This is a genomic window from Mucilaginibacter agri (assembly GCF_009928685.1).
Classification (GTDB): Bacteria; Bacteroidota; Bacteroidia; order Sphingobacteriales; family Sphingobacteriaceae; genus Mucilaginibacter; species Mucilaginibacter agri.
Genome location: NZ_WWEO01000045.1, coordinates 858,318 through 885,301, shown reverse-complemented (window position 1 = coordinate 885,301; position 26,984 = coordinate 858,318). Strand labels below are relative to the sequence as shown.

Below are 26,984 nucleotides of genomic sequence, written 5' to 3'. Positions count from 1 at the left end.
AATTCGGCTGGGTTTAGTCAGAGTCAAAATGTGTTAATTCCTAAGAAAAGTATTATGAAAAACGGTCACCACTTTATTTCGGGTTTAATTTTAAAAATTGCAGATCTGGTTATTGTTACATTGTCATTTGTAACAGCTATTAACCTTTTTGGTAATAATGTTTTTGACTATGTCAATTACCTGTTTTTAGCCAATTATTTATGGATACTCGCTGCGCTGGTTGGCGGCGTTTACAAGAAGCAGGGTGCCGATGTAGAAAATAAAATTTACAACGGATCAATAAAAACCTACGTCTTATTCGTAGTATTCTTTTTGTCATTTGTTGCCTTTTCGAGAGACATTGGTTTGTCGGGCAGATTTATTCTATTCTTCTATAATTTTATCTTAATTGGACTGGTAATCACCAGGTTGTTAAGTGCATTTGTTGAGAATTTAATTACCCGGAATTTCAATGTGTATAAATCAGTTGCAGTGTTGGGCAACAGCAAAATAGGAGTAAAGCTAGCCAGCCACTTTGCTAATGCCGACAGCAAGTTTTTATTCCAGGGCGTGGTTAATAACGATAGTAGTGATGAACACGAAATGGCGCATTCTATTAAAGATTATATCATAAACGCATCTGAGAACGGCATTAAAGAGGTTTATCTGCCCATGTCTATGGATAAGTTAAGTTCTATGCAATACTTGCAGCAAGAAGCTGAGAAGTATTGTGTAAGATTAAAGCTGGTTCCTGATATGGAAAATCACCTTCAACGTCAATATAAAATAGATTATATAGGTGCCGTGCCGGTATTAAGCCTTCGAAATGACCCATTGGAGGATGCCGATAACCAAATGATCAAGCGAATTTTTGACGTCGTGTTCAGCCTGTTTGTAATCATTTTTGTATTAAGCTGGCTTTATCCAATTTTAGCACTAATCATCAAAATTCAGAGCCCGGGGCCGGCTATTTACACGCAGTTACGCAGCGGTAAAGATAATCAGCCGTTTAAATGCTACAAATTTAGAAGCATGAAGGTGCAAAAAGACGACGTATTTAGACAAGCTACAAAAGATGACGACAGAATAACCAAGATCGGAAAGTTTATTCGTAAAACCAGTCTCGATGAGTTACCTCAATTCTTCAATGTATTGAAAGGTAATATGAGCGTTGTGGGGCCAAGACCGCATCCACTATCAATGACTCAAAAATACAGACAATCTATTGACCAATATATGGTGCGTCATTTCCTTAAATCTGGTATAACCGGTTGGGCCCAGGTTAATGGTTTTAGAGGCGAAACCCAGGATCAAAGGATGATGGAGAAACGTGTAGAGTTTGATATCCAATATTTAGAAAGATGGTCTATCGAACTTGATATCAAAATAATCTTCATGACCGTATTCAACATAGTAAAAGGCGAAAAGAACGCCTACTAATAAAATCTAAGTCTACCAAAAGGAATTTCCCTAATATTCCTGTCACATGAAAATGTGATTACTAGCTGCTCCTCTTTTAAACTATTATTTATGAGACTTGATTTGTCCGGAATCAAAGTTGTTATTTTTGCGATAATAATTTTGTGTTCTAACAGCTTGTACGCACAACTAACTACGGGTGGTTACAATACCAACGGTAGTAATAGTTCGGCGATCACAACCGCTGTTCCATTTTTAAATATATCCCCCGATGCCCGTTCCGGGGCGATGGGAGACGCAGGTGTGGCTCTTTCTCCAGATGTAAACGCTACATATTGGAACCCCGCCAAGCTTGTGTTTCTCGAAGATAACTCCGCTCTCAATTTATCTTACTCGCCTTGGCTGCGAAAACTTGTTTCGGATATTAACTTATCCTATTTAAGCAGTGCTTTTAAGTTAGATCAGAAAAGCAGTGTTGGGTTTTCACTGAGGTACTTTAATCTTGGTACGATAGATCTCATAGATGAAAATCTGGTAGCGCAGGGGACTTATAAGCCTAGCGAATTTTCAATAGATGGCTCCTACTCTCGAAGATTTGGTCCTAATTTTTCTTTGGGTCTTACATTCAGATATATACACTCAGGCTTATTTAATGGCTCTTTTCAAGAGAGCGCACAAGCAAGCCCGGCAAATGCAGTTGCGGCCGACGTTTCAATGTATTCGAAACATCAAACCCAGCAATTTGGGAACGAAGGAGAGTTTGCTTTTGGAGCAGACATCTCTAATATCGGTACAAAAATAAGCTATACAGCTAACCAGGTCGAATATTTCTTGCCTACAACACTCAGGATAGGAGCTGCAAATACCGTTCATTTTGATGAGTTTAACAAGTTTACACTCACCATGGATTTGAACAAATTGCTGGTTCCGACACCACCGATAAGAGATGCTGATGGCAATATTATTAAAGGAAAAGACGACAACCGTTCTGTAGTTTCTGGCATATTTGGGTCATTTAGTGATGCCCCGGGAGGCTTTCATGAAGAGCTTCAGGAAATTGGTATAGCAACAGGGGCCGAATATGTTTATAATGATAGATTTGCCTTGCGTATGGGCTATTTTTACGAAAACCCTAATAAGGGCAACCGGCAATATTTTACGGTTGGGGCTGGCCTGAAAGTTAATTCATTAAATGTCGACTTCGCTTATCTGGCTGCCGATCAGCAAAAGAGCCCCTTAGCCAATACACTTCGATTTTCTATAGGATACAGTTTTGGATCCGAGAGAAATAACCAATCTGTACCAACTGTTCGCTAAAACAATAATCTACCTCTTTTTGATGCTTCAAGAGTATCATTACCCGTATCCCTAACTTATTACCTATTTGCTATGCGATTAAATTTAAGAGCTTCCTTGTTGCTAATTATTTTAAGTATCGCCGGTTCGATTTACTTTGCTACATCCGTAAACTTTAGAGAGGATGAACTTGAAGCGATGCTGAATATTTTTGTTGCACCTATATTTGGGGTGGCAACGCTTTTGTTTTTCTTGTTGATCTATCAGGTAACTAATAAGATACCAATAAGAAGTCTGAATCAATTGTATCGGATTTATAGACAGCGAAAGCTGGCAGTGGTGTGTTTTGTTGTGCTAAATCTGGTAACAGGTTTGGTTTTGAAAATCAAATTTTCACTTTATAAAACCGGAGGGGTGGCTGCGATACAAAATTACAATAACAAGCAAGATCAACATGTCTTCAAATACGCAACTTTACGGACTCAGCAACAGCCGGACGAAGGTGTAACCATCGAAAACGCAGACCGGTTTCCGAGTAATAATACCCTGGTCTTTTCATTAATCCAAAATCCTTTTCGTAAGCAGACGAGTCCCAATAAATATTCACCCTATAACTCAAATCACGATGAGGTAACGATTCATGTTGTAAATAATAGAAGTAATCAACTTATTATCAAAAGGGCTGTTTTTTCTGACAATGGATTATGGAGTATTAAAAAGATCAATAATTTATTGGTCGATGCAACTGTATTCCCGATAACTATTGATAGAAATTGTACCGCTGATATTACCATAGCCTTTACTGCCGACGCGATAAAGGAGAAAGTGCATCCATTTTGGTGGAAAGGTATTTTTCGGATGCAATATTACTTATTAGCCGCCGGCAAATCATTAAATCTACAATCAGATATAATTAATAATTCGTTTAATATCAATGGTAATTTATGCCTGGATACAAACGATGAATTTGAACCTGTTAAGGTAATTTACCTTAACAGTATTTGGCAGTATAATGGGGAAGGTTTTTGGGAGCCAGAGTTGCAGCGGATAATTACAGCATTTAATTTAAAAACCAATATTGGGTTTAAGAACTTTGATAATGGAATCAATGGCGATAAAATTACCCCCATGTCAGATGAAGTTGAAGCAGACTACCTTGAAAAGGCAAATCTGGGTATGCCGGTAAAAATAACTCAATTAGCAGCTTACCACGGCTGTTGTTTAGCAAGCGATATAGATACGTTAAAGTTTTATACCAGCACTAATGCTAAACCCCAAAACATTCTTTATCCTGTTGCGCAAGCTGGCCAAACAATATTACCTGGTCTTAAGGATAAAAATAGATATGCTTTATTTAATCCCACCGAATGGTTTGGCCTAAAAATAGGAAGTTCGTACTTAACCCGTAAAATGAACTTTGAAAATAAGATAGGAGTAAGGGTCTGGAAAGCATTTGATTATTTCGGCAAGCGAATTGAAAACTGCTATATAGTTGGAAGTGACTATCTGGGTACACCCGGAACCAATTATGATTATCAGGATAATGTTTACTATCTCGAAAACGTCAGACCCATAAGAGTTTTGCGTAATTAGTTCTCCAAATATATGTAGGTTTATTTTAGGCTCGTAAATTTATTTGCGGGCCTTTTTTATGGAACAGTAGTTTAGTAAAGAATGGTCACGTAACCACTAGATCTGGATCTTTCAGTTTTTATGACATAATAGTATACACCTGCCGGGAGCTTCTGTCCATTTGTAGTTCCAGGCCACTCGTTATCGTAATTGTTCGCTTTATAAACTATGTTTCCATACCGATTAAATACATCAACTTCAATTTGATTATAGTTTTCCGTCCCCTTTATTTTCCAGGTGTCGTTTATACCGTCGCCATTAGGGGTAAAGGTGTTTGGGATATGAAGCAAGGCATTGTTAGTAGCAGTATCTATTATTGGCTTCGGAAATACTAAAATAGCTCTAGTGTAGTTTATCAGTCCACAAGGAGTGAGTATATCAACTGCTATCATAAAATTACCTGGCATAGCGTAAGTTACTGGAGGAGGTATTTCGCCTGTATAAGTAGAAGGTGTGGCGCCAGTAAAAGTCCATTGGTACGTGTTTCCGTTGGCCACTGCGCACGCTGTGTTTGCTAAAACAGGTTTCACGCTTTCACCGGTGAACACAACATTTTTGACAACTATACTAGTTTGCAACCTTTCTACCACCTGTATATTTTGCGAGAAATAGGATGATATCTGAGCAGGATTAGTTATTTTGAGAGTTACCACATAATTTCCCGCACCATTAAAAAGTATTTGAGGGTTGATGGAGGTTGCGTTTGTGCCGTTAGTAAAATTGTACTCGCTTTTGCTGCTACAATTTGATAGGGGGGTATACGTTACCGTCCATAAATAGGACGTTATCCCACATAGACTACCGACTGACGAATCTTTAAAATCTACTGCCGAACCTTGGCAAATCGTTGCATTGCTAGCCGAAAATGAGGCAACTGGGCTAGGATCTACACAAACTATTTTAGTTACCGAGTCTGCGCCGCAACTACCATTGCCTTTTTTTAAAATGATAGTGTACATACCTGCTTTGGCAAATGTAATACCCAGCGAGGCCGATCCGGTAACCCATTTGTTTGGATTAACGTCTCCATCACTTCCTGCACCTATAATTGGCAGATATCCATCGCTGGGGTTTACCTTCCAAACCACCTTGTTTTTGAAAGTTGCATCCGCAGATATACTATTACCAAACGCGCCTTGAAGGGATACATTTGTTACCGTATTTATAGGCGACGCGGCACCATTGCCGTTTACTTTAATTTGTACAGGCGGGTTGTCGGATACATATACGGGACCGATATCTGCAACTGCATTACCGCAAGGGTTGGCGGCTGTAATGGTCGCAGTAAAGGCATTGTTTACCGGTCCTGCGCTGGTAGCTGCTGTGTTGCCAAATGAAGATGTTTTAAAAACGTGTACCAGTGTATCGAATGGAGCAGCATAGTTTAATGAGGTTCCATCGCTGTATGTAACACGGTAAATTGTTCCAGGTGAATTACCTGATAATCCATTAACATTTATTTTAACGGGTTCATTTTTGCAGATGGTATTTGATATAACAGCAAGTGATGGTACAGAAGGCATCACTCCTACAAAAACATTATAGGTTTGCGTATAGCTGCAGCCATTTGCTCCGGATACGGAAAAAAATAACTTATATAAGCCCGGCTTAAATTTATGAGTTGTAGTTGAAAAGGTTTTTGCCCTGAAATCTACACTGCCGTCTCCCCATTGTATAACATAACCGGTGTTATCGGTTCTCGACTTGTTTGTAAAAGTGAATTCTGTCTCAACGCCTGTGCAGCTTGCAAAATAAGGTTTACCACTAAATGTAATAGCACCAGTACCATCTAAAGCTGTACTGGGCGACTGTTTTAAGGTAACAGAGTTAGTGGATAACGCTATACAACCTGCTTCATTAGTTACCGCTAAACTGACTTGAAAAACCTGATCGCTGTTGCCCCTATTTCCAATAAAAAAATGGGACGGATTTTTAAGGGTAGAGGAGTCGTTAGTGTTCGAATTTGGGTCGCCAAAAGTCCAAAGATATTTCAAATTTCCACCCGACGACTCGCTGCGAAATACTACTGGGGAGGATGGACACGGATCTTTAATTGTGTAACTGAATTTCGATACCGGCGTTGTGCCGGAAATGATATGTACCATAGGATACACCGTGCTCGAAGTATCTGTTTTTACCGAAACGCTGTAATCTCCAGGTTGTGTAGCGGTAAAAACAGGCGAGTTGGTATTAGTAATAACTACATTGTTTAACAACCAATTGATTGCCGCGTTTGGCGGCTGAGCGGGTATGCTTAATTGGATACTTCCACCGGGGCATATCGATTTACTGCCGTTGTAGATAATCGTGTCGATCCCGGCATAGTTATTAGAATAGTGCTTGTTGTATGCTTTCGCCGAACCCGCCAAAACCCCAAAAGCAACCAGAAATTGTAACAATAATTTCATCATTTCGGCTCTTTATAATAAATATAAAAATTAAAAAAGCTGAAAAAACGTCCTTAACCTTAAGGTAAGTTGTAGTTGTTTAAAAGGTAAACTTAGGTTTAGTATAACAACATTAAATTAATATTTAGGAAACATGCATTGTGTTGTAAATCAAATTTTTAGATGTTAAAATTAACTAATAGTTTCACAATCCTTTAATCAGAATACACACTATTTTACAGGTTGTTTGTTCATATATCGTATACTGGGCGATAAGTATTTATACGCAAATTTCTTCTATCATTATAGTCATATAACCGGTGGTTAATTTTCTGTAAGATATACCGCCGCGATAGCATTTTTTGACACTTACGCTTACCCCATTTACTATGACTTTTATCTGCCGATTACCCATTAAGATGCACCTGCGCCATTTAGTATTATCAGCTATGATTATTGGCTGTTTTTGTGCAGGATGTAAAAAAGATAACGATGAATCATTGCCTGAAGAACATGCACCTCCGTCGGCCACAAAAGTGCAGGCTGTAGACGTTGCAACAGATGCAGCTACAACAATAAGCTCCGGCTTGGTTTTGGGCATTAATGGTCACCCTCTGTCTACGGATCCATATATCAAGACTCCAGTAAAAACACAAATGGATTTAATTACTGGCATGGGGATGCAATACTATAAATTTGACGTAATGACTCAGGCCGACGGGTCCATAACGGTGCCTTATTTATTTACACCCCTTAAAAACGCTGCTATTGCAGCCAAGGTAAAATTAATTCCTGATCTGACGCCAACCACCTTAGATTTCTCTGCAACAGAAGCTAAATCATATGCAGCTGGAAAACTTTTGGGTGCCAACTTTGCACAAAAATATGGCCCTTATTTTACTTTTTACATACTGGGTAATGAAATGGATAACCGAGTTATTTTGCCTGGTAAAACTGGTAATAAAGTAACGGACTATGACCCCGCAAGGTTTAAAATAGTAGCGGCCTATCTTAAGGGGATGGACGAAGGGGTGAAGTCGACTGATCCGGTATGTCGTACCATGATTGATGCAAGCTGGCTCCATTATGGCTTTTTACAAATGTTGCAGGATTATGGTGTTAATTTTGATATTGTAGCCTATCATTGGTACTCTGAAATGGAGGGCGCAGCTGCCAATGCTCCTTACAATATTCCGGATATAACTGTTAAACTGGCGTCGTTGTTTACAAAGCCTATTTGGTTCACCGAAGTCAATAAAAGATACAATACCACACTTACTTATGAATACGATCAGGATATGTTTTTTAAAAAATTCCTGGTAAAATGCAGAAATAACCCGAGAGTACATGCTTTAATTGTATACGAACTTTTCGATGAACCACAGAAAATCAGCAATTTGTTAGAAGCTAATTACGGAATTATAAAATGGACTGCACCTTACTTATCATGGAAGTACAAAGAGGCCGCCAATAATTTCCTTATCAACTAGTTTTGCTGTTTCAGGTCTGGAAAAATGGTACTTAATATAACATTGTAAACATCTGTTGGCTTTAGATCTTCAGCGGGCGTATCACCAGCAACTATAATTACCGGGTGATAAATCCGGTCTGCCGAGATATTTCCGTGTGAGCCTTTAATTAGCGAGGCATCAAGTGGGATAACATCCATAACGTATCTTAAACCCACTTTTTTTCTCAAAAGCTTGTAGGCTGCTTTCATTTTCGATGTCATAAATAGTTCAGCTGGGTCATACCCTGGCTTTTTAAAAATATCTACAGACCGGGCAAAGTCGGGCGCTTTTTTGTCGTCCAACCAGTAATAATAGGTAAACCAATAATCGTTATTAGCTACGCAAACAAAATCACCAGCTCTTTGATGTGCAATATGATTTTTGCGCTGCCCATCTTTGTTCAATATTAATTTAATTCCAGGAATTTGTTTTAGCACATCTAAGACTTCGTCTTTTACCTCGGGTTGATTGATGTAGATATGGGTTACCTGATGATCCGATACAGCGAAGGCCGCTGATGTACCTGTGTCTAAAATTTCCAGTCCCCGTTCTATCCTGACTTTTAAAAAGCCATTGGTTCTTAATATCCTATTGATGTGGATTGGTTTATCTACAGGCGCGATACCATACTCGGAGAGTATAATTACTTTTGCTTTTTTGCGCTCAAAATGTTCCACAAGTTTCTTAACCTCATTGTCTATTTCAGATAAGTCTGTTTTATATTTATCTATATCGCTGCCGAATTTTTGCAGGCAATAGTCCAAATGAGGAAGGTAAATGAGTGATAGGGTTGGATTGTAGGTTTTGTCAGTTATAATGGCCGAATCTGCAATCCATTTGCTCGAGGTTATATCGGCCCCGGGCCCCCAGAATTTAAATAGCGGAAACTGGCCTAATTCAGCTTGCAATTTGTCGCGGAGCTCTGGCGGGCTTGTATAGCAATCTGGCATTTTACGGCCGTCTGCCAGATAATTGGGGCGTGGAGTCGCCCCATAGTCGGCGGTTGAGTTCATGTTATACCACCAAAATAGATTCGCGCAAGTAAACTCAGGATTAATCTTTTTGCCCGCATCCCATATTTTTTCGGACAACACCAGTTTGTTGGATTGTTTCCAGAAAAGTACTTCTGAGTAAAATCTGTCATACCAACCGTTTCCAACTATGCCATGATCAGAAGGCCATTTGCCGGTTAAGTAGGTTGACTGCACGCTAGTAGTAACAGCGGGCAGCATAGGCTCTATTACATTTAACCTATTTTTAGCAATGTATTCAGATAAAAAGGGGGTATGTTCTCCAATAACAGATTGAGATAATCCAACCACGTTTAGAACTACGCATTTTTGCATGTTTTCAGTTTAAGTCTTCAACTTTTTTGGATGCCTTTAAACAATCAATTTGAGGAATAAACGTAGTTTTTCCGTCTTATTGAAATAGCAGGGGCATGTATGGCTTCGCGAATTGCGATACCATCTCACTGCTTTTTATCAATAATTGAAGATCTATTTGGTTATGCTCTTCACCTACGCCAATATCGCTTAAAAATGTGATGGCCAAATTTCCGCCCAAATGCTCTCTAAATTCCCTCAATCCCTTTATTAGCGGAGATTGCAATGAATGGATTAACGCAAGCGGGTGATCTATATGAAAATCAAATTTCAAAAGCAGAGCCAAAATTCTTTGTCCTTTTGCTTCGTCAAGCCTGTTGTTTAAAACACTATAAGCGGTATCTAATGCAATGCCCATAGCCACTGCTTCGCCATGCAAAATCTGATATTTACTTAGCGATTCAATTTTATGAGCGCTCCAGTGGCCAAAATCTAACGGTCTTGATGAGCCTTTCTCAAATGGGTCTGCACCGCCAATATGCATTAAATGTAACTCTGCACATCTTTTGATGAGATAGCGGGTAGCCTCGGTATCTCTGAGAGACAATAATACCTGGTTGGCCTCAATCCATTCAAAAAAGGTAGCATCCTTTATTAAAGCAACCTTTATTGCTTCAGAAATACCCGATTTCCAAATACGGGTAGATAGTGTTTGCAGAAAGTTAATATCGTTAAATACGGCGTCTGGAGGGCAAAATGTGCCGATGAAGTTTTTTTTGCCAAAGGCATTTATTCCATTTTTTACACCAATACCAGAGTCGTTTTGAGATAGTACCGTAGTTGGAAATCTGAGATGTTTAATGCCTCTGTGAGCAATTGCCGAAACGTAGCCGGCTAAATCGAGAACAGCACCTCCACCAATGGCGGCTAAGTACGAATGTCTATCTATTCCGTTGGCATCGATAGCTTCCATAATATCGTAAAGACATTTGTTGTCGTTTTTACATTCTTCGCCGCCGGGGACAATTACAAAATCCTGAACCAGGGAAATGCAACAGTACTTACTAAAATAAGCTTTAATATTTTTAATGAGATTGGGTTGTGCGTTGTTCACCCCTTCGTCAATTACAAACATTATTTTTCGTAAATATCCGGTATCACTATTTCTAAAGAAATCGGACAGAGCTTTATTATTTAAATCAAAAATTGATGCGGTAAAGTAAACGTTGTAGTCATACTTGATTTGAAACGATTGACGTAGGATTTCCATAAATGTTAAGGTTAAGTGACGGCAAAAATTTTACTAAGCATTAAAGAAACAGGCAACAGCATAATAATAATAATAGCTAATTGCCATTGACCGGCCATTAGAGCCCAGAGGCAGTTTAACGCGATTAAGGAGAGAATACCCACCTTGACAGCTTGTCTTATTTTTGATGGTTCTGGAGTTATTATTGCATTTACAAGAGGAGCGAAAATAATAGCACCAAATGCAGTTAGCAGTAAATATGCCCATAAATTGGCTCCCCATTTACCGACAAAAAACAACAAAACCATTATTGCTACACCGTATAAACAGGCGGCTGCATAAAGTTTTAATTTTTTACCTCCTCTTACCTCTTCGGTGCTAATAAGCGTAATGGCACCTATGTAGATTATCGGTATAATGCTGATATACCATACAGTATTTATTGCCGAAGGTATAATGCTGATACCGAGTAAAAGATTTAGACTTCGGCACATGCCCATGTTTAAAGGGCCAATAACCGGATTATGCTTGCTCCATTTATCGTAAGTGAGCGCACAAAGGCTGATTGCTAAACTAATGATACCCGATGTGGTATTGCATAAAAAAGCGAAGAAAATACCTGTTAGCAGCAGGGATATTGCCAATATTACCGCGCTATTGAAATTTACTGTTCCGCTTGGTAATGGCCTTTCAGGGCGTTCAACAGAGTCGATCTTTACATCAAAGATGTCATTAAATACTACGCCACCTCCGTATAATCCAACAGTAGCAATGCACAGGTAAATGACATCGGCGTTATTGTAAGTTAAAGCAGATGCTCCAAACAAACGGGCTACGGCTATCCCGGCCAATATATCGGCAATTGCAGTAACCAGGTTAGCTGGTCGTGTTAATGTCAGGAAGCCACGAAGTTTCTTCATTTTAACTATTAACTTATAACAATTGATGATTTATCAATACGGGGTTGCTGCCCACCACGTAAAATGGTGTTTTTCTGATAGCTTGCCGATTGATCTATTTCTGCCGGGGTCGAAAAATCTGCTTCGTTGATCATACCACTTTGGCCAAATGCACTTATAGCATTTCTATAAGTTACTTTTTCAACGTCGGGAAGGCTAATTCCCTTTAATATCATTAGCGCAGCAGTTTTAGGTACAGCTAACGGATCACTTATGCCCCAGTCGGCTGCAGAATTGATCATTATTCTTTCGCTGCCATATTTTTTTACAATTTCAACCATGCGCTCATTACCCATTTTTGTAAACGGATAAATAGTAAATGCTGCCCAAAAGCCAAGGTCGAGTACTTCCTTTACTGTTTCCTCATTATTATGGTCTATAATTACCATTCCCGGATCCAAACCATGCTCTAATGCTATTTTCATGCTTTTGGTGGTACCTTGCTTTTTGTCGCGATGAGGGGTGTGAACTTGTACTGGGAGGGAGGCTGTTTTCGCTAACTCAAGTTGAAGCCTGTAGTATTTTTCTTCTGCCTTGGTTTGGTCGTCAAACCCAATTTCTCCAATACCAACAACGCCTTCTTTATAAATTACGCGCGGCAGTAGTTCCATTACCTGTTCGGCTAAAGGTTCGTTATTTGCCTCACGCGAGTTTAGGCCGATGGTGCAATAATGTTTTATGCCAAATTGCGAGGCCCTGAATCGTTCCCATCCTATTAAGCTGGAATAATAGTCTCTGAAACTGTCTAACCCTGTGCGGGGTTGCCCTAGCCAAAAAGCAGGCTCAATAATAGCTACAATGCCGGCATCGGCCATCGCCTGGTAATCGTCCGTTGTACGGGACACCATATGGATATGAGGGTCAAAGAATTTTAGATCCTTAACAAGGCTTAGGTCAATATCTAAGTTTTGATAGGTGAAATTCTTCCTTATCTCGTCATTGCAACACATAATATTGTTTTGTTAAATTATTCCAAGTCAGGTTATCTACTGCCAATTTTTCTTTTACAGCCGGATATTTTAGCAATAAGCGCTTTGCCGGGAGATAATTAGTTTGCATGCAAACTAACACCGCCGCCGTTGCTTCAATGTTAGATTCGCCGTTTAATAACTTCTCCATCAAGGTGCATGCTTTAGCCGTCATAAAAGCAGCAACAAGCCGCAGCACATAAGGATTTATAGAACGTTTTGCCGAAAGCCGCTCGTTGGCATAGTCGATCAAAATAACTGATAGTGCCCTGTTTGCGCGTTTGCCCAAGCCCCAAAGCCTCATTATGTTTTTATTTGTAAAAAAGGTTTTGCAAACCAACTGGTTCCAGGCATCGATATCTAGATAATTTGCCGGATAGGGGTTGTCGTATATTATCGCCTCTAAAACGTCGCCCATGTTACTTCTTATTCCTTCTACAGCCTGAGATACCCATTCATACGGATACTCGAAAAATATGAGAGCCGAATATAGACTTACTAATTCATTTAGTTCTGCATAAAAGAACAAATCTTTAATACTACTTAGATAAGCTTCTTTATTGTCCGATTTCAGCTGACTTAAAAACCAAACCCTGCAGAGCCGATCTGTTTGCCAATGATTAATTTTTAATCCTGGGATCAGCATGTCTAACAGTGCTTCATCAAGCTCAGATATCTTTATAACAGCTTTGTTGGTTTTAGATGGTATTTGACCGAATGCCTGATAGAGTAGCGCCTGATTGTCATTGTCGCCAATTTCTTCACTTTTTTTCAATAGCCAGCTTTGCTGTAAATCAGAAGTGTTTAATTGTATAACTCTTAATAGCAAATTTTCCGCTGCCGTCATGAAATTATTAATGTTTAGTTTGATAAACGGCGACTACGTAATTCATTATTAACGCTCCCGAAATAATGAGTAACCCGAAAAATTCCCGGGTTCTCTCAATATAAGGTTTGGTAGCCTGCATTGTTTCTGTAATGCTCGGAGTTTTATACTTAATAATCCAATCCAAAACGCCGTCTTTCCAAAAAAATAAAAGCAAAGAATAGGTGAGATAAAAAATTACTGATCCGATATACACTACCGGATAGTAAATTTTAAAGGCTGCTAATCCGCAACATATTGTTGCAATAAGATAAACCGGTACCCAAAGCCAAGCATCATAGTCATTTAAATTTAGATACGTAAATGCCAGAAACGCTAAAGCGAAAATGATATTAAGTAATAAAAAAAGCATCTTCTAAGACATTAAGGCAATATTTATTGCCGGGTACGTGCTACTACCTAGTACGATTTAACCATGCTCGACATATCGTCATCAGGCTTTGTTGAGCTGATTGAAGTGTGCATTAACAATACTTTATTGTATTGCTCGAGCAAAGAAATGTATTTGTCTTTCCAAATATGATGATTTGGAAGTTCCCAAATAGAACAATCATCGTAATTGCTCGGTTTCGGGTTTTGAATGTCTTTAAAATCTTCGGGAGTAAAGAGATCTGGAAAATCTTTAGAAAAGTCGTGCTTGATGATGCACCCAATTCTGTAAATGATCTCTATTTTTAGATATTTTTGATTAAACCAGTTGTAAACAGATCTTCTATTTACGTGCGTCAATCTTGCTAGTTCAGTAATGCTAAATCCGTCTTTTCTGATTACCAATTCAACAATTTGTCCATAGTGCTTTTCCATAAGTATCGGGTTAATATTAAGTTATTATCGAAATGGAATTGATTATTCAATTTGATGTAATGTGATGTCAACTTTTAAAAAAAATATTATTTGTAAAATATTACGCGCAGCTTTTCATAAGTTGCTCTGCTTTTACCACAAGAGCACAATTGAGCTGATCCATAAATAATACAACTGATTTGCCTCTAATGCGCAATACCTCGCCTTTCATGTCATAAAGAACACCATCAACGATTTTTACTTTGTCGCCAATTCTAATTTGCGGCAAATTAACGGTATCAATGTTTTGATAGGTATCGACTATCTTTTTGATACGTTCAATTTCATCATTGCACAGTGTAGCAGGCTTGCCACAATAATTAACAAATTTTATAACGCCTGAAGTGTTTAACACTTTTAAGTGAGTTTTTGGATCGGCGCTAACAAAAAGGTAGGAGCTAAGTAGAGGTAGCTCAACTACTTTGGTTCTATCCACCCATCTTCTGGTTGTTTTTATTAATGGGCAAAAAGATTCAATATTCTGGGATTTTAGGAGCAGATCTACTTTCTTCTCCCACCTCGATCGTGTGTAAATTATGTGCCACCGATCTTTTTCCGTGTCCGTTACTGTGAAGTTTACCATAGAGTGTTGATTAAGATGTTATTAGATATGATTGTTTTAACTATTAATTCACTTAAAAAAGTAAGTATTTTGTTACTGCTTACTCAACTTGAATATCACAAAAACTATTTTTATTGTGGGTATCTAAAGCGACTATGTATAACGTTATGTGAAATTTTATGAACACTTACGCACATTATTCGCTCATAATCTACCACTTCAACACTTTTTACACTTATAAATACACACATAGTGAAGTATTACAGAAGTGAGAAAAAATGTAAACAATATCCTTCTGGTAAGTTTTGTACACACACGAATAAATATGTGTGTATTTACATGCAATATGTTCTTCTAAAAAAAAATGAGGTAGAGCAAAGAAGTATAAAACTGGCAGTTTACTCAAGGGGGGATAAACTGTCAATAATTTTAGATAGTATTACAATATACTTCTAACTTAATAAAAAATAATACTAAATCTTATATTTTTTTTAATTTTTAACGAAAATTTAATATTTGTAATTATTGAATAATATTTTTTTCTTAAATCGTTTAAAAGGCCAGGTTTTTCTCTCAAAGCGACTACTTAATTGTGATAATAATATTGAATTATATTTAGTTAAATGGGAGATGTTCGGATTTGCCGATTTGTCAACCAAAACAAAAATGAAAAATGGCACTCAATAGTTGCCTACCTAATACCTTAGCTTCTATATATTATATATGTAGCCTAGAGAACAAATTGGGTGAAGGTGCTTTTATAAGATGGCAATCCTGATGACCTGTAGGATCTGGCGAGTAAATTTGTAATTACCTTTATACAGGATATTGTTTATGTAAGTCTTCCAAAGCAGAATAGGCATTCAGATCCATCGCTCTCAGTTTGGCAGTATAAATTACTCGACCAAATTCAATTATCCTCATTTTATAACCTGGTTAATTTGAACCGCATTTTTTCGTTGAGTTTACAATGAGAACGCGGTATGTGTAGTAAAAAATTCTTTGCCGAAAAATAATTTCTATAAACTATACTTAATTGACAATAATGGATATTTGGATGCCTTTTGGCGAAATTTTTGTGTCTTTTAATTATTAAAACTTGCTGGTTATTTGTTACTTATCGATTTTATACGTGTTGGCTCTCATTCCGTTCTTTGAGTAAGATTTAAAGATTGTGGAGAATATTTTTGGGTAAATAATCATCACGATATGAAATCAAAATTACTATTACTCGCAATTCTAGCTACGTTTTTCGTATCCTGTCAAAAGGCATCCATCGATGAAGGAGGTAGTACACCGGTAGGAAAACTTTATCCTGTTGGATTTAATGTTTGGGAATTTAGGGATACAGCCTCTGTCGTTACCAATTCTGTTTCAACTAAATCTATTAATGCATTAAAAGACCAAATAGATTATTTACAATACTACGTGTTTAAAAAAGAAACCAGTGGAAACTACGTGTTGGTTAAGCAACAAATTCAAAAATCTACAGACGTAAATTTTGGTACAATTACGGATTCGCTTCCCGCAAACCATTATTATGTTTATTTTGTTGGTTGCCAGGCGCCCGGCCACATGGAAATGAAAACCAAGGCTACGGGTGTAGCGCTACCTATATTTTATTATAACGACAATGTTATATACGACACCTTTTACGCCGCTGCAGAGATTGATTTGAACGGAACGCTAACAAAAACAATCTTATTAAGCCGGGTGGTGGCTAAAGTGCAGGTAAAACTTGACGATATTTTACCACAGGAGGCCACCGCGTTTAGAATGAGCTTTACGGATTATCCTCTCGGACTGGATATGACTACAGGTATTGGCGAACTACGTGCACAATCAGAAACCGCGTTACGTTCTACTAAAATATTTCAGCTTTTACTTTCCAGTGCCGATAAAGTTAGCTCTGGCCTTACCTATAGTGCGCTTGTGTGGGCCTATGATTATCCATCTATAACTATTGGTTGTATAAATGCAAAAAGCGTTGTGCTGGCAAGTAAAGTACTACCCAAAAATCGCTTTGGTTTGTACATAAGACTCGAAAACAATATGCAGTATAATTATTCGGGAGCATTGTTTGGCACCCAAAGTTTTGGCATATCAACAAATGCATGGAGTCCTGAAATAAACGCTAGAGCTAATATTAAATAAAAGGGTACCAAAAAACTGTTATATATACTAGTCATCGTTAACGCTGGTATAAGCATTGCTCACATTTCCCACTTTTTTACCAATAGTTTAACTCGTGCTTCTAAAGTTTTTGGAGTAAGGTATATTGTAGCTCTGATAAGCTGCTCCATTGTTCTTACAGAATGGAATGGTTGATCTACCGAACTGATAAACCTATCAATTGTGGCAGTTATAGATCGGTACACTTTCTCAAAAAACTTAAATATGGGTATATGAAAATAGCCATTATCGGTGCCGGACCAACCGGCTTAACCATTGCAAATGAGCTTACTAAAAACAAAATAGAGGTTGATATTTACGACAACTCGAATCAGGTAGGCGGCTTTGCAAAATCAATTAAGCTATGGGAGCGCAATATTGAAATTGGTCCGCATTTTTTAAATGTTAACCGGTTTCCGATTGTTAAGGAGATGGTTTTAGATGTGCTAGATGGCAATTTTAAAACCTACGAGCGCAAAACGTACATTTTAACAATTAACAAGCTTTTTCTTTACCCGCCTTCAATTGGGAATATTCTGAAAAATCTGAACCTCATTCAGTTATCTAAAGCGGGTACTTCTTTAATTAAGCAATTATTAAAACCCATAAAATTAGATGGTACAGCAGAAAACTTTGTAAAACGCATATTGGGAGATTATCTATATACTTACTTCTTCGGTAATTTCAGTAAGAAGCTATGGGGAGTAGATGGCAGCCAATTATCCGAAGTCTTTGCAACCTCTCTGATTGGGTTCGATTATCAGGCTTCATTAATAGATATCGTGTGGCGTCTTGTAAAGAAAAGTTCTGGCCGAAAGCAAACGGACGATGCGTTATATGTTTATCCAAATGGTGGCCTATCAACTTTGTGGGACGCCTTAAAAAATAAAATTCAATTACAAGGAGGCACCTTTCATCTTTCGACAGCCATTGAAAGCTTAACGTGTGCAGAAGATCCCTCGAAACTTTCAAATATTGTTTTAAAGGATGGCTCTGTAAAAGAATATGATCTTTTTGTATCTACCATTCCCATTTTAGCACTTTTTCCTTATATAAAAACGGCTACAGGAGAGATGTTAAGGCCTAATGCTAATATTCGCTTTCAAAGCGATGTGCTTTTATATCTACAGGTAACATTTGATAAAATTGTTCCCGGGCAGTGTTTCTACATTTATTCTGAAGACATAAGGATCACGAGGATTACAAATTTCGACGAGTTTGATAGCAGTAATGCCGATGCTCCATTTACCATTTTACTGCTCGAATTCTGGGGCGGTCAGCAAACCGACATTTGGAACGCTGAGAAAGAAGAGTTGGTGGCGATTGCGATGGCTGAGTTAAATAAGACCAAAATATTTTCTGGCTTGAAAATAACAGATGCAATTGTAAAAAAGGTAGGCAATGCATTTCAAATACCCGACCTCGATCTTATTAAAAATCAGAGTGAAATTTTGGGGCAACTCTCCGTTTATGATAATTTAATTATTACCGGGCGAAATGCATCCTTGAGTTTTAATTATGGAATGGAAAACGGGATTAACGATGGTCTGCAAATGGCAGCAGAGATATTAACTAAGGTAAATAACCAGGAGTACAGTTTGTAAACATTATTAAGATAATGAATAAAACTTATAAAACGGCAATAGTACACGATCTGGTGCTGGCAAATGGTGGGGCCGATAGTACATTAGAATCTATTGTTCGTTTATATCCCTCCCCAATATTTACGTTGATAGCTGATCACGATAAAATTAAAACCTCTGATTTTAAAGATTTTGTCATTACAGATTCTTTTATCCAGAAACTACCCTGGGGACTTAAAAAATATAGAAATTATTTGCCGCTGTATCCCCTTGCGGTCGAACAGTTTAACTTAGAAGGGTACGATGTTATTCTTTCGTCGTCGTTCATTGTAGCTAAAGGAGCGATTTCAACCTCCGAGCAATTGCACATCTGCTATTTGCATAATCCCATAAGAGCAGCATGGGAGTTATACCATCGGTTTTTAAGTTACAGTAGTAAGGGAAGGGGAATTAAAGCTTTTTTTATACGTATAATCTGTCATTATTTAAGAAATTGGGATGTGGTATCGGCAAATAGGGTCGACCATTTTATCGCAAATTCGACTTACACAGCCAAAAGAATAAAAAAATTGTATCGTCGGGATAGCGTTGTCATATATCCACCAGTAGACGTAGACTTGTTTGAATTGGAAGAATTGAAAGATGACTACTTCGTCACCGCTTCCAGACTCGTTTATCATAAAAGGATGGATTTAATTGTAGACGCCTTTAAAGCGCTGCCGGGGAAAAAATTAATTGTTATTGGTGATGGGCCTGAATTAAAACGTCTTCGACAAATAGCGCCCGTTAATGTAGAGATACTGGGATATCAAAGTAATGACCGATTGATTAAATATTTGCAAAAAGCGAAGGCATTTTTATTTGCAGCCCACGAAGATTTCGGCATAGCCCCAATAGAAGCCATGTCATGCGGAACGCCGGTTATCGCTTTTGGGGGCGGGGGGTGTTCTGAAACAGTTATTGATGGTAAAACAGGTTTGTTGTTTACCGAGCAAACTGCAGAAAGTATTATAAAATGCGTGGAAAAATTCGAATCGGGAGAAATCCTTTTCGAGCCCAAGGCCATTAGTATGCATGCGCAAAAGTTTAGCAGAAAACGTTTTGAAGCAGAATACCGGGATTTCGTCGAGCAAAAAACTACGGCCTTCTTTGAAAAGCAAGTAGCTGTAGAGAAGCATATTTAGCCCTTTATTGGCAACGTAACAATTGTGATATATTGAACGAATGTGTAAATAGTGAGTATTATACACACTATGGTGTACAAGCTGTTCCACAGGATATTCTGCCATCTATCTTATCCTATATTTGGTAATAGGGAAATCCATATATGCAAATGACGTTCGGTCGATGCATTACCCACGAAACTCAATCCATAAACTTTACTTAATAATCAATCGAATTTATGAAATCTATCGTAATAGGGGGATCAGGCTTTTTAGGAACGGCGGTTTGCAACGAATTGCTGAAACGAGGTGATGAAGTAATTAGCTTTGATCGTGGTTTAAGAACAAAAATTGCCTCACCAGAAATTTATGCCGACAAGTTTACTTTTATAGAGGGTAATATAATGGATCGGCCTGCGCTACCGCCTGTTTTTGAAGGTGCAGATGAAATCTATCACCTTGCAGGGCAACTAGGTACATCTGAATTAGAATCGGCCATGCGTGGCGCTATCGAGGTAAACATCATCGGTTCGCTAAACGTATTTGAAACAGCTATAGCCTGCAAGGTACCGAGGCTTTTCCTGGCATCAAAGCCTAACGTATGGCTAAATACCTATACCATTACCAAACACACCGCCGAAAAAATAGCTAATCTTCTTACCCGGTATAATCCAATAAGAATAAGCGTTTTAAAATACTTTAATCTTTTTGGTCCCGGGCAAAAAGTATATCCTGTTAGAAAGATATTGCCAACATTTGCTATTCAGGCAATGAATGGGCTTCCTATCCAGGTTTTTGGTGATGGACAACAAACTGTAGATATGCTTTTTGTAAACGATGCCGCCAAAATTACCGTTGATGTTACGCGAGCCGAATATAATCCCAATACGATGGATTGTGGCACTGGAATAGAAATGACGGTGTTAGAGGTAGCGGAAGCCGTTAACCGTTATTTTAATAATTCTGCGGGTGTAATATCGATGCCAATGAGGATAGGTGAAACTCCTAATACCCGTTTAGTGGCAAATAGAGCAGCACTTGAAAAAGCTATTGGTAAAATCGAATTTACTCCATTTGAGGAAGCGCTTAACAGGTCGCTGGCTTATTACGAACGTATGGATCCACATGATGCTAACGCTGCTTTAAATTTTTATGGTTTCAGCCAGCCGTTTAGCATGGCATGGTAATAAATGGTAAAAATATCCTCGTAATTATTGCTCACCCCGATGACGAGACTATTGGTTGCGGTGGTTTTATAAGTAAGGCTTCGGCGTTAAACGCAAACTGTAAGGTATTACTCCCTATAATAAGGGGTGACGTTAGAGGCATTGAAAATTGGGAGAAATTGAAGCAGCAATTAAATGATGCGTGCCATATCATCGGGGCAGAATTGATTATTCCCGAAACTATGGTAGAAGATTTGACAGCAGAAATAAATGTTCATCAGATTTATTCGATTATCAATACTTACGTACAATGGGCAGATGTAGTGGTTACGCATTGGAACGGAGATTCGCATCAGGCACACAGGGCTGTTGCACGTGCTGTTGAAGTGGCTACCAGGCCTTTTCGCACGCGTAAAACGGTTATGTTTTTTGAAATTCCAACATCTACAGATCAGGCTTTTAATTATACTTTTTCCCCCAATTTTTTTGTTGGATTGAACGCAGGCAACGTTACACAAAAGAAGCTGGCTATGAGCAAGTACGATACTGAGGATGAAGCCGGAAGAACTCCCGATAGCCTCGAAAATTTGATGCGGTTGAGGGGTAGCCAAACCGGGCAGGAATTTGCTGAAGCTTTTATTATTGCGCGACACTTTTTAGACTGATGATGATGGCACGGGTTTTCTCTTTTCTTTTACTTCTGGTGGCTTTTCCAATAATGCTATTAATTGGATTAGCCATTAAAATGGAATATCCCGGCCCTATTTTTTATCTGCAAAAAAGAGAAGGTAAAAATGGAGTTCCGTTTTTTATATGGAAACTACGAACAATGGTAGTAAACGCCGACGTGGTTTTGGCTCAAATCATAAAAGGTGACCCTGAAAAAGCCCGTGAGTGGCAGGAGTTCGGATGCCTGCAAAATGATCCCCGCGTTGCTGGTTTAACTGCCAGGCTGGTAAGGCAGTTAAGTATTGACGAAGTTCCTCAGCTTATTAATATTTTTAAAGGTGAAATGACTTTTATCGGTCCTCGTCCACTCGAAATGTATTTGGCCGAATCACTTGATACCAATGCCAGATCATTTAGGAATGCAGTTCGCCCCGGCTTAACCGGTTTGTGGCAGGTAGGCCCAAGAAGTGATGTAAGTATCAGGCAAATGCAGTTTTACGATCGCTACTACATCAAAAAGAAGAGTTTTTTGCTTGATACCTATATTATATATAAAACAGCACAAGTGATACTTAAACGGACGGGAAATTAGCCTATACAACCAAATTATAATGCGAATTACTTTTCGCTACCTTTGAATTTTATGACGAAGGCACTCCTTATGCCTTCATGATGTGTCGATTAAAAGGCTAAATCTGTTTCAATTTTTAATCTGATACATGCATCCGGCTTAAAACCTCTCGTTTTAAAAAGCAACGTGATATTTTTGAGTGCATCATTATCATAAACTTTATCGAAAGACAAGTTATAAACAGATCATGCTAAAACAATTTCCTCCCCAGTTAATTTCTATTGAAGTAGCAATATACTGTAAAGTTTATAATCCAATTGCCTGTTAAACGCTCTCCTTAACTGCTACAATTAGTCTTGAAAAATCAAAAGAAAGTTCGACTTTCTTATGGTTCTTTTATTTCTTTTTTAGAATAAACGGATCTCAAAATATCAAAGTTTACTAAATAAAATACGATGAAAAAGTTCTTGAAAAGATCACTATTCAATCTATTTCTGATTGTTTTAACCGCCTTTTTGATATTGCCGGAGGGCAATTTATCGGCGCAACCAGGAAAAGGAGGCAGAGGTAACAGGGGCGGGGGGGCTAAAGCTGGTGGTCGTAACAAACCGGCTACCCATCAAACACCAAATAGAGGCGGAAATGCAGGAGCTAGTCAAAGACCAAACCGTGGTAACAGCGCAGTAACCAGGCAAAGACCAAACCGAGGTAATACTCCGGCAACTCATCCCAAACCCAATCGCAATAATGGTTCGATGGCTAACAGAACACCAAATCGCAACAATAAAGTCAACAGTCGTAACACAAACAATCGCAACACCAGAAATATTAATAGCGGTAATCGTAATGTCAACGTTAATGTAAATAACAGCGTGCATGTGCGGAATAACCGTAACACCTTGGTAAGGCGCGATGTACACCGCCCATATACCAGGCCACCGTATCGTTATGGAGGCCATCGGTATTATTGTTATCAACCGTATCGTTACCATCCTTATCGTCCGTTTGCCTGGGGCCCTGCCTGGCACCCATGGGGATTTGTTATTGCTACGTTAGCTACAACAGCTATTATTATCAGCGTGGAGAACCAGAAATATCATTATGATCAGGGGGTATATTACCAGCAGACCAGCGGCGGTTACACAGTAGTGCCTGCACCGGTTGGCGCAACTATTACAACATTACCGGCAAACACCCAAACAGTGGTGGTTAACTCAACAACAAATAATTATTACTACGGTGGTACCTATTACGAAAAGTCTGGTTCAAGCTATAAAGTAGTTGCGCCAACAGCCGGTACGCTGGTTCCAAGCCTGCCCGAAGGGGGGGAAGAAGTGACCATTGGCAGCCAGAAATACGTGAAATTTGGCGAGACTTATTATCAGCCAGTTCAACAAGATGGCAAGGATATGTATGAGGTTGCCAGTGTGGAGGCAGATAATTAGTTTGTAGGTTCTTAAATCTAATCTGCGAAAAAGTTAAGAGGCATTGATATTCAATGCCTCTTTTGTTGTATATCGGTTTTGAAGGTGATACAGGTATTTTAACTCTCGAAACCCAAAGTGTTGTTATGGTTTCAACATAAATTCTTGTTTAAGCCAATCGCATTCCATTGTCAGTATCTTTTTACCATCTTTAAGAAGGAAAAATTCCGAACGCCTGTTCAACTGTTGGGCAGCTGGTGAACAGGGCACGCCGTTGGTGCAATTATTTACCAGGTTACTTTCGCCGAAGTATTCAATTTGGATACGGTTGGAGGAAATGCCGTGTGCCGTGAGATATGCTCTTGCAGCTCGCGATCTGCGCTGTGATAGATCTAAGTTGTAAGCGCTAGATCCACGGCTGTCGCAGTAGCTGGCAATCAAAACGCTTAGCTCAGGCTGATCTTTCAAGAAGCCGATAAGCCTGTTTAGTATTTCACGCGCGTCGGTCCGGATGTAAGATTTGTTGAATGTATAGTAAACGTTCTCCAATGTCAATTTCTGCTTCAGCGAATCGCAATTGAAAGGGAGTATGATTCGTCGTGGTCTTAACGTTATAAACAGGGTAGTATCAACATCAATTCCCCTGGTACTTACCTGATCCGAAACGGTATTATACCCTGGTGCAGTTGCTGTAATATGATAAACTGTTTCTCCTTTGAGAGGTCCGCCAAACCTACCGACGCTATCTTTTTTTAGGTCAATAGCTGGATCTGTGGTTACCAATGCGTTTAAGATGGGCTGATTGCTAGCCGAGTCTACTACAGAACCTAGAATCTTGATATCGAAAGGCCGGAAGGTAAAGCTGTAAATGTCGTCATTACCTCTTCTGTTACTGCTAAAATAGCCTGTAGACCCTTCATCGCTCCGGATAATTCCAAAGTCGTCCACAGACGAATTAAGCGGTGCCCCTAAATTTATTGGCGTATGCAATGGCTCAACGCCTTTTAATGCCACCTGAAAAATATCCAAACCACCTAAGCCAGCGTGACCTGTTGAAGAGAAAAGCAGTATGCTGTCGCGATAAATGGTAGGGAAAACTTCGTTGCCCTCTGTATTGATAACCGGACCCATGTTAACAGGTTTCTCCCACACGTCATTAACGCTGGCGCGTTTGCTATAATAAAGATCTACACCGCCAAAACCACCCGGCATATCTGACGAAAATATCAATAGGGTACCTTCTTTATTCAAAGCAGGGTGACCTGTCGAATACTGGTCGTTGTTGTAGGGGAATGATTCAATGGTTGTCCAATCTGGTGCTTTGGCTGTGTATATCTTTAGTTTGTGTATGCCGGATTTACTTTTACCATACTTGCCGTTTAAATAGTTGTTTCGGGTAAACATCACAGAGCCGTCGGGCAGCAAGGCGGCAGAGCCTTCATGATATTTGGTATTGATTTTACCGGGAAGCCGTTCTACTTTTAGTTGTGTTGACAGGTAATTACCCAATGTATCCTTAAGCAGATTAATATCATAGGTTCCTAATACTTTACTATCGTTGGGCGTTGGTGCAGTGTCGTCCACATTGCCCCGGTATTTTTTCTGCCCCATTTCTTTATAGTTCTGGCGCAGAGCTATAGTTAGGCTGTCGGCATTTACAGGCTTTATATCGCTTAGATTGTCAACATAATACAAATCTGTAAATGGGGATTGTTCCCATTCAAAAACCCTTTTTACCATACCTTTAAACTTTCGGTTGGCAGTGAAAATTAACCCTTGTTTGTAATATAACGGCGAGTATTCTGAAGCGGCGGTGTTAATATTAAGGTAGGAGATGGTCCATGCCTTTCTGTTTTTTAAAAATACACCAACCTGCGGATATGATTCTATGAATGCGGATGCCCTGTCGTCTTTAGTAACTAATTGCAGATATTTGCGATACCATACTTCGGAGGCCTCATACCTTTGTTTATTAGCCAATGCTTCTGCATAGTATAACGCCCACTGCGATTTCATATCGGGGCGCCTGGTAATTTCGGCGTACCAGTATATCGCCTTGTCATAATTTTTTGTTTTGCGATAACTATCAGCAATCATCTCCTGAGCTTCTTTATCATCCGGATGATCCTTAAGTTCTCTTTCCAGTAACACAATAGCAGGTTTGTATTGTAAGGCCAGGTATTCCTTGCGCGCTGACTTGAGCGTGCTGCTTTCCTGAGCGAATAATAGGAGCGGTGCAAGTGATAGCGCCAGTATAATAATGTATCTTTTTAGCATATCAATCTAACTAAAAGTAACGTGGTGACAAGACTTTGCTTTTCGAAAAACCAAATTCATATCGTAACATAATTTCGTGACTGCCGGAGTTGTATTGCACTAAACTGGTGGTGGCACGGTCGTAAGAATACCCCATTCTGATCTGTGGGGTAATCTGGATCTCCACCAGTCCGGCAATGTCCGCTTCCGTGCGGTATTGGGCTCCGATTGATATAATATCCTTAAACCAAAGCGATGCATTAATGTCGGCCTCCAGCGGTGCGCCTCTTACTCCTTTAAATAATACGGATGGTTTTAGATGTAAATCTTCTCCTAACGGAAATACATAACCCGCTGCCAAAAACACGTGGATGGCTTGGCCGGTAAATGCATTGCTACCGGTGGCTTTAAAATTGGTAAAGTTGTTATTGAGTAATTGAGGAGCCGATAAGCCGATATAGAATTTGTCGGTGTTGTAGTACATCCCGAAACCAAAATTTACCAGCCATTTATTAACGTTGTTAGCAAAGGCCATATCGGGGTTGGTGTCAGAGCCTAAATCGACCGAAGTAAAATCGGCATTATATTGGCTCGCTCCAGCCTGAAGGCCGAAAGCCAGAGTTCCTTTATCCATCCTGATCCTGTAAGCATAGCTGGTAAAAAAACCCGAGGTATTTTGTATGCCAATGCGATCATTAAATACTTGTAAGCCAAGTCCCAGTTGTTTGCTTTCAACCGGGGCGTCTATGCTAAGCGTAGTTGTTCTGGGCGCACCGGCCATGCCCACCCATTGGGCACGATAAAGTGCAGTTGCCGAAACCACATTACGGCTCCCTGCGTAAGCCGGGTTTATAGCGAGCGTGTTAAACATGTATTGTGTATACATGGCGTCTTGCTGCGCCATTGCGGATTTGCCTGCAAATGCGATCACTATGAATATAAATAACCTCTTTACACTTTTCAT

At 39.1% G+C, this 26,984-nt stretch carries 23 protein-coding genes; 11 read left to right on the top strand and 12 right to left on the bottom strand.

The annotated features are described in order from the left end of the window. The first annotated feature begins 54 nt into the window (after nt 1-54). The 3 genes from GSY63_RS23795 to GSY63_RS23785 all read left to right on the top strand — a co-directional run bounded on the left by GSY63_RS23795 (nt 55) and on the right by GSY63_RS23785 (nt 4,287). Complete coding sequence (locus GSY63_RS23795; protein WP_166588341.1) at nt 55-1,419, top strand: undecaprenyl-phosphate glucose phosphotransferase; 1,365 nt, start codon at nt 55-57, stop codon at nt 1,417-1,419. A gap of 156 nt (nt 1,420-1,575) precedes the next feature. Then, nucleotides 1,576-2,715 carry a type IX secretion system outer membrane channel protein PorV gene (porV, locus tag GSY63_RS23790; protein ID WP_243749310.1) on the top strand — a complete coding sequence of 380 codons (1,140 nt, stop codon included), beginning with the start codon at nt 1,576-1,578 and terminating at the stop codon, nt 2,713-2,715. Nucleotides 2,716-3,072: 357 nt separating this feature from the next. Next, nucleotides 3,073-4,287 carry a hypothetical protein gene (locus GSY63_RS23785; protein ID WP_208094645.1) on the top strand — a complete coding sequence of 405 codons (1,215 nt, stop codon included), beginning with the start codon at nt 3,073-3,075 and terminating at the stop codon, nt 4,285-4,287. Between the two features lie 71 nt (nt 4,288-4,358). Here GSY63_RS23785 and GSY63_RS23780 read toward each other — a convergent pair whose 3' ends face one another. Together GSY63_RS23780 and GSY63_RS23775 are read right to left on the bottom strand one after the other, a co-directional pair. Next, on the bottom strand, nt 4,359-6,737 hold the full coding sequence (locus GSY63_RS23780; RefSeq protein ID WP_166588339.1) for a T9SS type B sorting domain-containing protein: 2,379 nt from the start codon (nt 6,735-6,737) through the stop codon (nt 4,359-4,361). Between the two features lie 256 nt (nt 6,738-6,993). Continuing rightward, nucleotides 6,994-7,314: a hypothetical protein gene (locus GSY63_RS23775; protein ID WP_166588338.1), complete on the bottom strand. Its 321-nt coding sequence runs from the start codon at nt 7,312-7,314 to the stop codon at nt 6,994-6,996. Nucleotides 7,315-7,369: 55 nt separating this feature from the next. Here GSY63_RS23775 and GSY63_RS23770 point away from each other — a divergent pair, with 55 nt between their 5' ends. Next, nucleotides 7,370-8,203 (top strand): glycosyl hydrolase, encoded by an 834-nt coding sequence (locus tag GSY63_RS23770; protein WP_166588337.1) that lies wholly within the window; start codon nt 7,370-7,372, stop codon nt 8,201-8,203. Here the strand turns inward: GSY63_RS23770 and GSY63_RS23765 are convergent. From GSY63_RS23765 to GSY63_RS23730, 8 genes are all read right to left on the bottom strand, one after another. Continuing rightward, nucleotides 8,200-9,570: an alkaline phosphatase family protein gene (locus tag GSY63_RS23765; RefSeq protein ID WP_166588336.1), complete on the bottom strand. Its 1,371-nt coding sequence runs from the start codon at nt 9,568-9,570 to the stop codon at nt 8,200-8,202. The two genes, GSY63_RS23770 and GSY63_RS23765, sit on opposite strands and share 4 nt — an antisense overlap. A gap of 76 nt (nt 9,571-9,646) precedes the next feature. Continuing rightward, nucleotides 9,647-10,819 (bottom strand): 3-dehydroquinate synthase, encoded by a 1,173-nt coding sequence (locus tag GSY63_RS23760; RefSeq protein WP_166588335.1) that lies wholly within the window; start codon nt 10,817-10,819, stop codon nt 9,647-9,649. Between the two features lie 11 nt (nt 10,820-10,830). After that, entirely contained in the window at nt 10,831-11,718 is an 888-nt protein-coding gene (gene eboC, locus GSY63_RS23755) for a UbiA-like protein EboC (RefSeq protein ID WP_166588334.1), read from the bottom strand. 8 nt (nt 11,719-11,726) lie between these two features. Further along, on the bottom strand, nt 11,727-12,707 hold the full coding sequence (locus GSY63_RS23750) for a TatD family hydrolase (protein ID WP_166588333.1): 981 nt from the start codon (nt 12,705-12,707) through the stop codon (nt 11,727-11,729). Then, a complete protein-coding gene (locus GSY63_RS23745) occupies nt 12,694-13,572 on the bottom strand; it encodes an EboA domain-containing protein (protein WP_166588332.1) in 879 nt (292 codons plus the stop codon). The genes GSY63_RS23750 and GSY63_RS23745 overlap by 14 nt, the downstream gene beginning before the upstream one ends. A gap of 7 nt (nt 13,573-13,579) precedes the next feature. Next, complete coding sequence (locus GSY63_RS23740) at nt 13,580-13,963, bottom strand: transmembrane 220 family protein (RefSeq protein ID WP_166588331.1); 384 nt, start codon at nt 13,961-13,963, stop codon at nt 13,580-13,582. Nucleotides 13,964-14,010: 47 nt separating this feature from the next. Next, nucleotides 14,011-14,415: a hypothetical protein gene (locus tag GSY63_RS23735; RefSeq protein ID WP_166588330.1), complete on the bottom strand. Its 405-nt coding sequence runs from the start codon at nt 14,413-14,415 to the stop codon at nt 14,011-14,013. A 100-nt stretch (nt 14,416-14,515) separates the two neighbouring features. Beyond that, nucleotides 14,516-15,037 carry a UpxY family transcription antiterminator gene (locus GSY63_RS23730; protein ID WP_166588329.1) on the bottom strand — a complete coding sequence of 174 codons (522 nt, stop codon included), beginning with the start codon at nt 15,035-15,037 and terminating at the stop codon, nt 14,516-14,518. Between the two features lie 1,188 nt (nt 15,038-16,225). Here GSY63_RS23730 and GSY63_RS23725 point away from each other — a divergent pair. The 7 genes from GSY63_RS23725 (at nt 16,226) to GSY63_RS23695 (ending at nt 23,785) form a co-directional block, all read left to right on the top strand. Next, on the top strand, nt 16,226-17,170 hold the full coding sequence (locus GSY63_RS23725) for a FimB/Mfa2 family fimbrial subunit (protein WP_166588328.1): 945 nt from the start codon (nt 16,226-16,228) through the stop codon (nt 17,168-17,170). 251 nt (nt 17,171-17,421) lie between these two features. Next, complete coding sequence (locus GSY63_RS23720) at nt 17,422-18,792, top strand: protoporphyrinogen/coproporphyrinogen oxidase (protein WP_166588327.1); 1,371 nt, start codon at nt 17,422-17,424, stop codon at nt 18,790-18,792. A 14-nt stretch (nt 18,793-18,806) separates the two neighbouring features. Next, the gene (locus GSY63_RS23715) at nt 18,807-19,955 is read left to right on the top strand and encodes a glycosyltransferase (RefSeq protein WP_166588326.1); all 1,149 of its coding nucleotides are present in this window, start codon (nt 18,807-18,809) and stop codon (nt 19,953-19,955) included. Between the two features lie 218 nt (nt 19,956-20,173). Beyond that, nucleotides 20,174-21,121 (top strand): NAD-dependent epimerase/dehydratase family protein, encoded by a 948-nt coding sequence (locus GSY63_RS23710; protein ID WP_166588325.1) that lies wholly within the window; start codon nt 20,174-20,176, stop codon nt 21,119-21,121. Beyond that, nucleotides 21,115-21,765, top strand: coding sequence for a PIG-L deacetylase family protein (locus GSY63_RS23705; protein ID WP_166588324.1), 651 nt, complete (start codon nt 21,115-21,117; stop codon nt 21,763-21,765). Before GSY63_RS23710 ends, GSY63_RS23705 begins: the two co-directional genes overlap by 7 nt. After that, on the top strand, nt 21,765-22,361 hold the full coding sequence (locus GSY63_RS23700; RefSeq protein ID WP_166588323.1) for a sugar transferase: 597 nt from the start codon (nt 21,765-21,767) through the stop codon (nt 22,359-22,361). Before GSY63_RS23705 ends, GSY63_RS23700 begins: the two co-directional genes overlap by 1 nt. 434 nt (nt 22,362-22,795) lie before the next feature. Continuing rightward, nucleotides 22,796-23,785: a DUF6515 family protein gene (locus GSY63_RS23695; RefSeq protein WP_166588322.1), complete on the top strand. Its 990-nt coding sequence runs from the start codon at nt 22,796-22,798 to the stop codon at nt 23,783-23,785. A gap of 123 nt (nt 23,786-23,908) precedes the next feature. Here the strand turns inward: GSY63_RS23695 and GSY63_RS23690 are convergent, their stop codons facing one another. Together GSY63_RS23690 and GSY63_RS23685 are read right to left on the bottom strand one after the other, a co-directional pair. After that, nucleotides 23,909-26,041, bottom strand: coding sequence for an OmpA family protein (locus GSY63_RS23690; RefSeq protein ID WP_166588321.1), 2,133 nt, complete (start codon nt 26,039-26,041; stop codon nt 23,909-23,911). Between the two features lie 10 nt (nt 26,042-26,051). Continuing rightward, complete coding sequence (locus GSY63_RS23685) at nt 26,052-26,984, bottom strand: PorP/SprF family type IX secretion system membrane protein (RefSeq protein ID WP_166588320.1); 933 nt, start codon at nt 26,982-26,984, stop codon at nt 26,052-26,054.

Coding starts and splice junctions, on each gene's coding strand:
- GSY63_RS23740 (WP_166588331.1), bottom strand. CDS start 13,963: ATGCTTTTTTTATTACTTAATATCATTTTCGCTTTAGCGTTTCTGGCA.
- GSY63_RS23735 (WP_166588330.1), bottom strand. CDS start 14,415: ATGGAAAAGCACTATGGACAAATTGTTGAATTGGTAATCAGAAAAGAC.
- GSY63_RS23760 (WP_166588335.1), bottom strand. CDS start 10,819: ATGGAAATCCTACGTCAATCGTTTCAAATCAAGTATGACTACAACGTT.
- GSY63_RS23705 (WP_166588324.1), top strand. CDS start 21,115: ATGGTAATAAATGGTAAAAATATCCTCGTAATTATTGCTCACCCCGAT.
- GSY63_RS23700 (WP_166588323.1), top strand. CDS start 21,765: ATGATGATGGCACGGGTTTTCTCTTTTCTTTTACTTCTGGTGGCTTTT.
- GSY63_RS23725 (WP_166588328.1), top strand. CDS start 16,226: ATGAAATCAAAATTACTATTACTCGCAATTCTAGCTACGTTTTTCGTA.
- GSY63_RS23685 (WP_166588320.1), bottom strand. CDS start 26,984: ATGAAAAGTGTAAAGAGGTTATTTATATTCATAGTGATCGCATTTGCA.
- GSY63_RS23710 (WP_166588325.1), top strand. CDS start 20,174: ATGAAATCTATCGTAATAGGGGGATCAGGCTTTTTAGGAACGGCGGTT.
- GSY63_RS23745 (WP_166588332.1), bottom strand. CDS start 13,572: ATGACGGCAGCGGAAAATTTGCTATTAAGAGTTATACAATTAAACACT.
- GSY63_RS23765 (WP_166588336.1), bottom strand. CDS start 9,570: ATGCAAAAATGCGTAGTTCTAAACGTGGTTGGATTATCTCAATCTGTT.
- GSY63_RS23775 (WP_166588338.1), bottom strand. CDS start 7,314: ATGCCCAAAACCAAGCCGGAGCTTATTGTTGTAGCTGCATCTGTTGCA.
- GSY63_RS23730 (WP_166588329.1), bottom strand. CDS start 15,037: ATGGTAAACTTCACAGTAACGGACACGGAAAAAGATCGGTGGCACATA.
- GSY63_RS23795 (WP_166588341.1), top strand. CDS start 55: ATGAAAAACGGTCACCACTTTATTTCGGGTTTAATTTTAAAAATTGCA.
- GSY63_RS23770 (WP_166588337.1), top strand. CDS start 7,370: ATGGATTTAATTACTGGCATGGGGATGCAATACTATAAATTTGACGTA.
- eboC (WP_166588334.1), bottom strand. CDS start 11,718: ATGAAGAAACTTCGTGGCTTCCTGACATTAACACGACCAGCTAACCTG.
- GSY63_RS23690 (WP_166588321.1), bottom strand. CDS start 26,041: ATGCTAAAAAGATACATTATTATACTGGCGCTATCACTTGCACCGCTC.
- GSY63_RS23780 (WP_166588339.1), bottom strand. CDS start 6,737: ATGATGAAATTATTGTTACAATTTCTGGTTGCTTTTGGGGTTTTGGCG.
- GSY63_RS23695 (WP_166588322.1), top strand. CDS start 22,796: ATGAAAAAGTTCTTGAAAAGATCACTATTCAATCTATTTCTGATTGTT.
- GSY63_RS23720 (WP_166588327.1), top strand. CDS start 17,422: ATGAAAATAGCCATTATCGGTGCCGGACCAACCGGCTTAACCATTGCA.
- GSY63_RS23750 (WP_166588333.1), bottom strand. CDS start 12,707: ATGTGTTGCAATGACGAGATAAGGAAGAATTTCACCTATCAAAACTTA.
- GSY63_RS23715 (WP_166588326.1), top strand. CDS start 18,807: ATGAATAAAACTTATAAAACGGCAATAGTACACGATCTGGTGCTGGCA.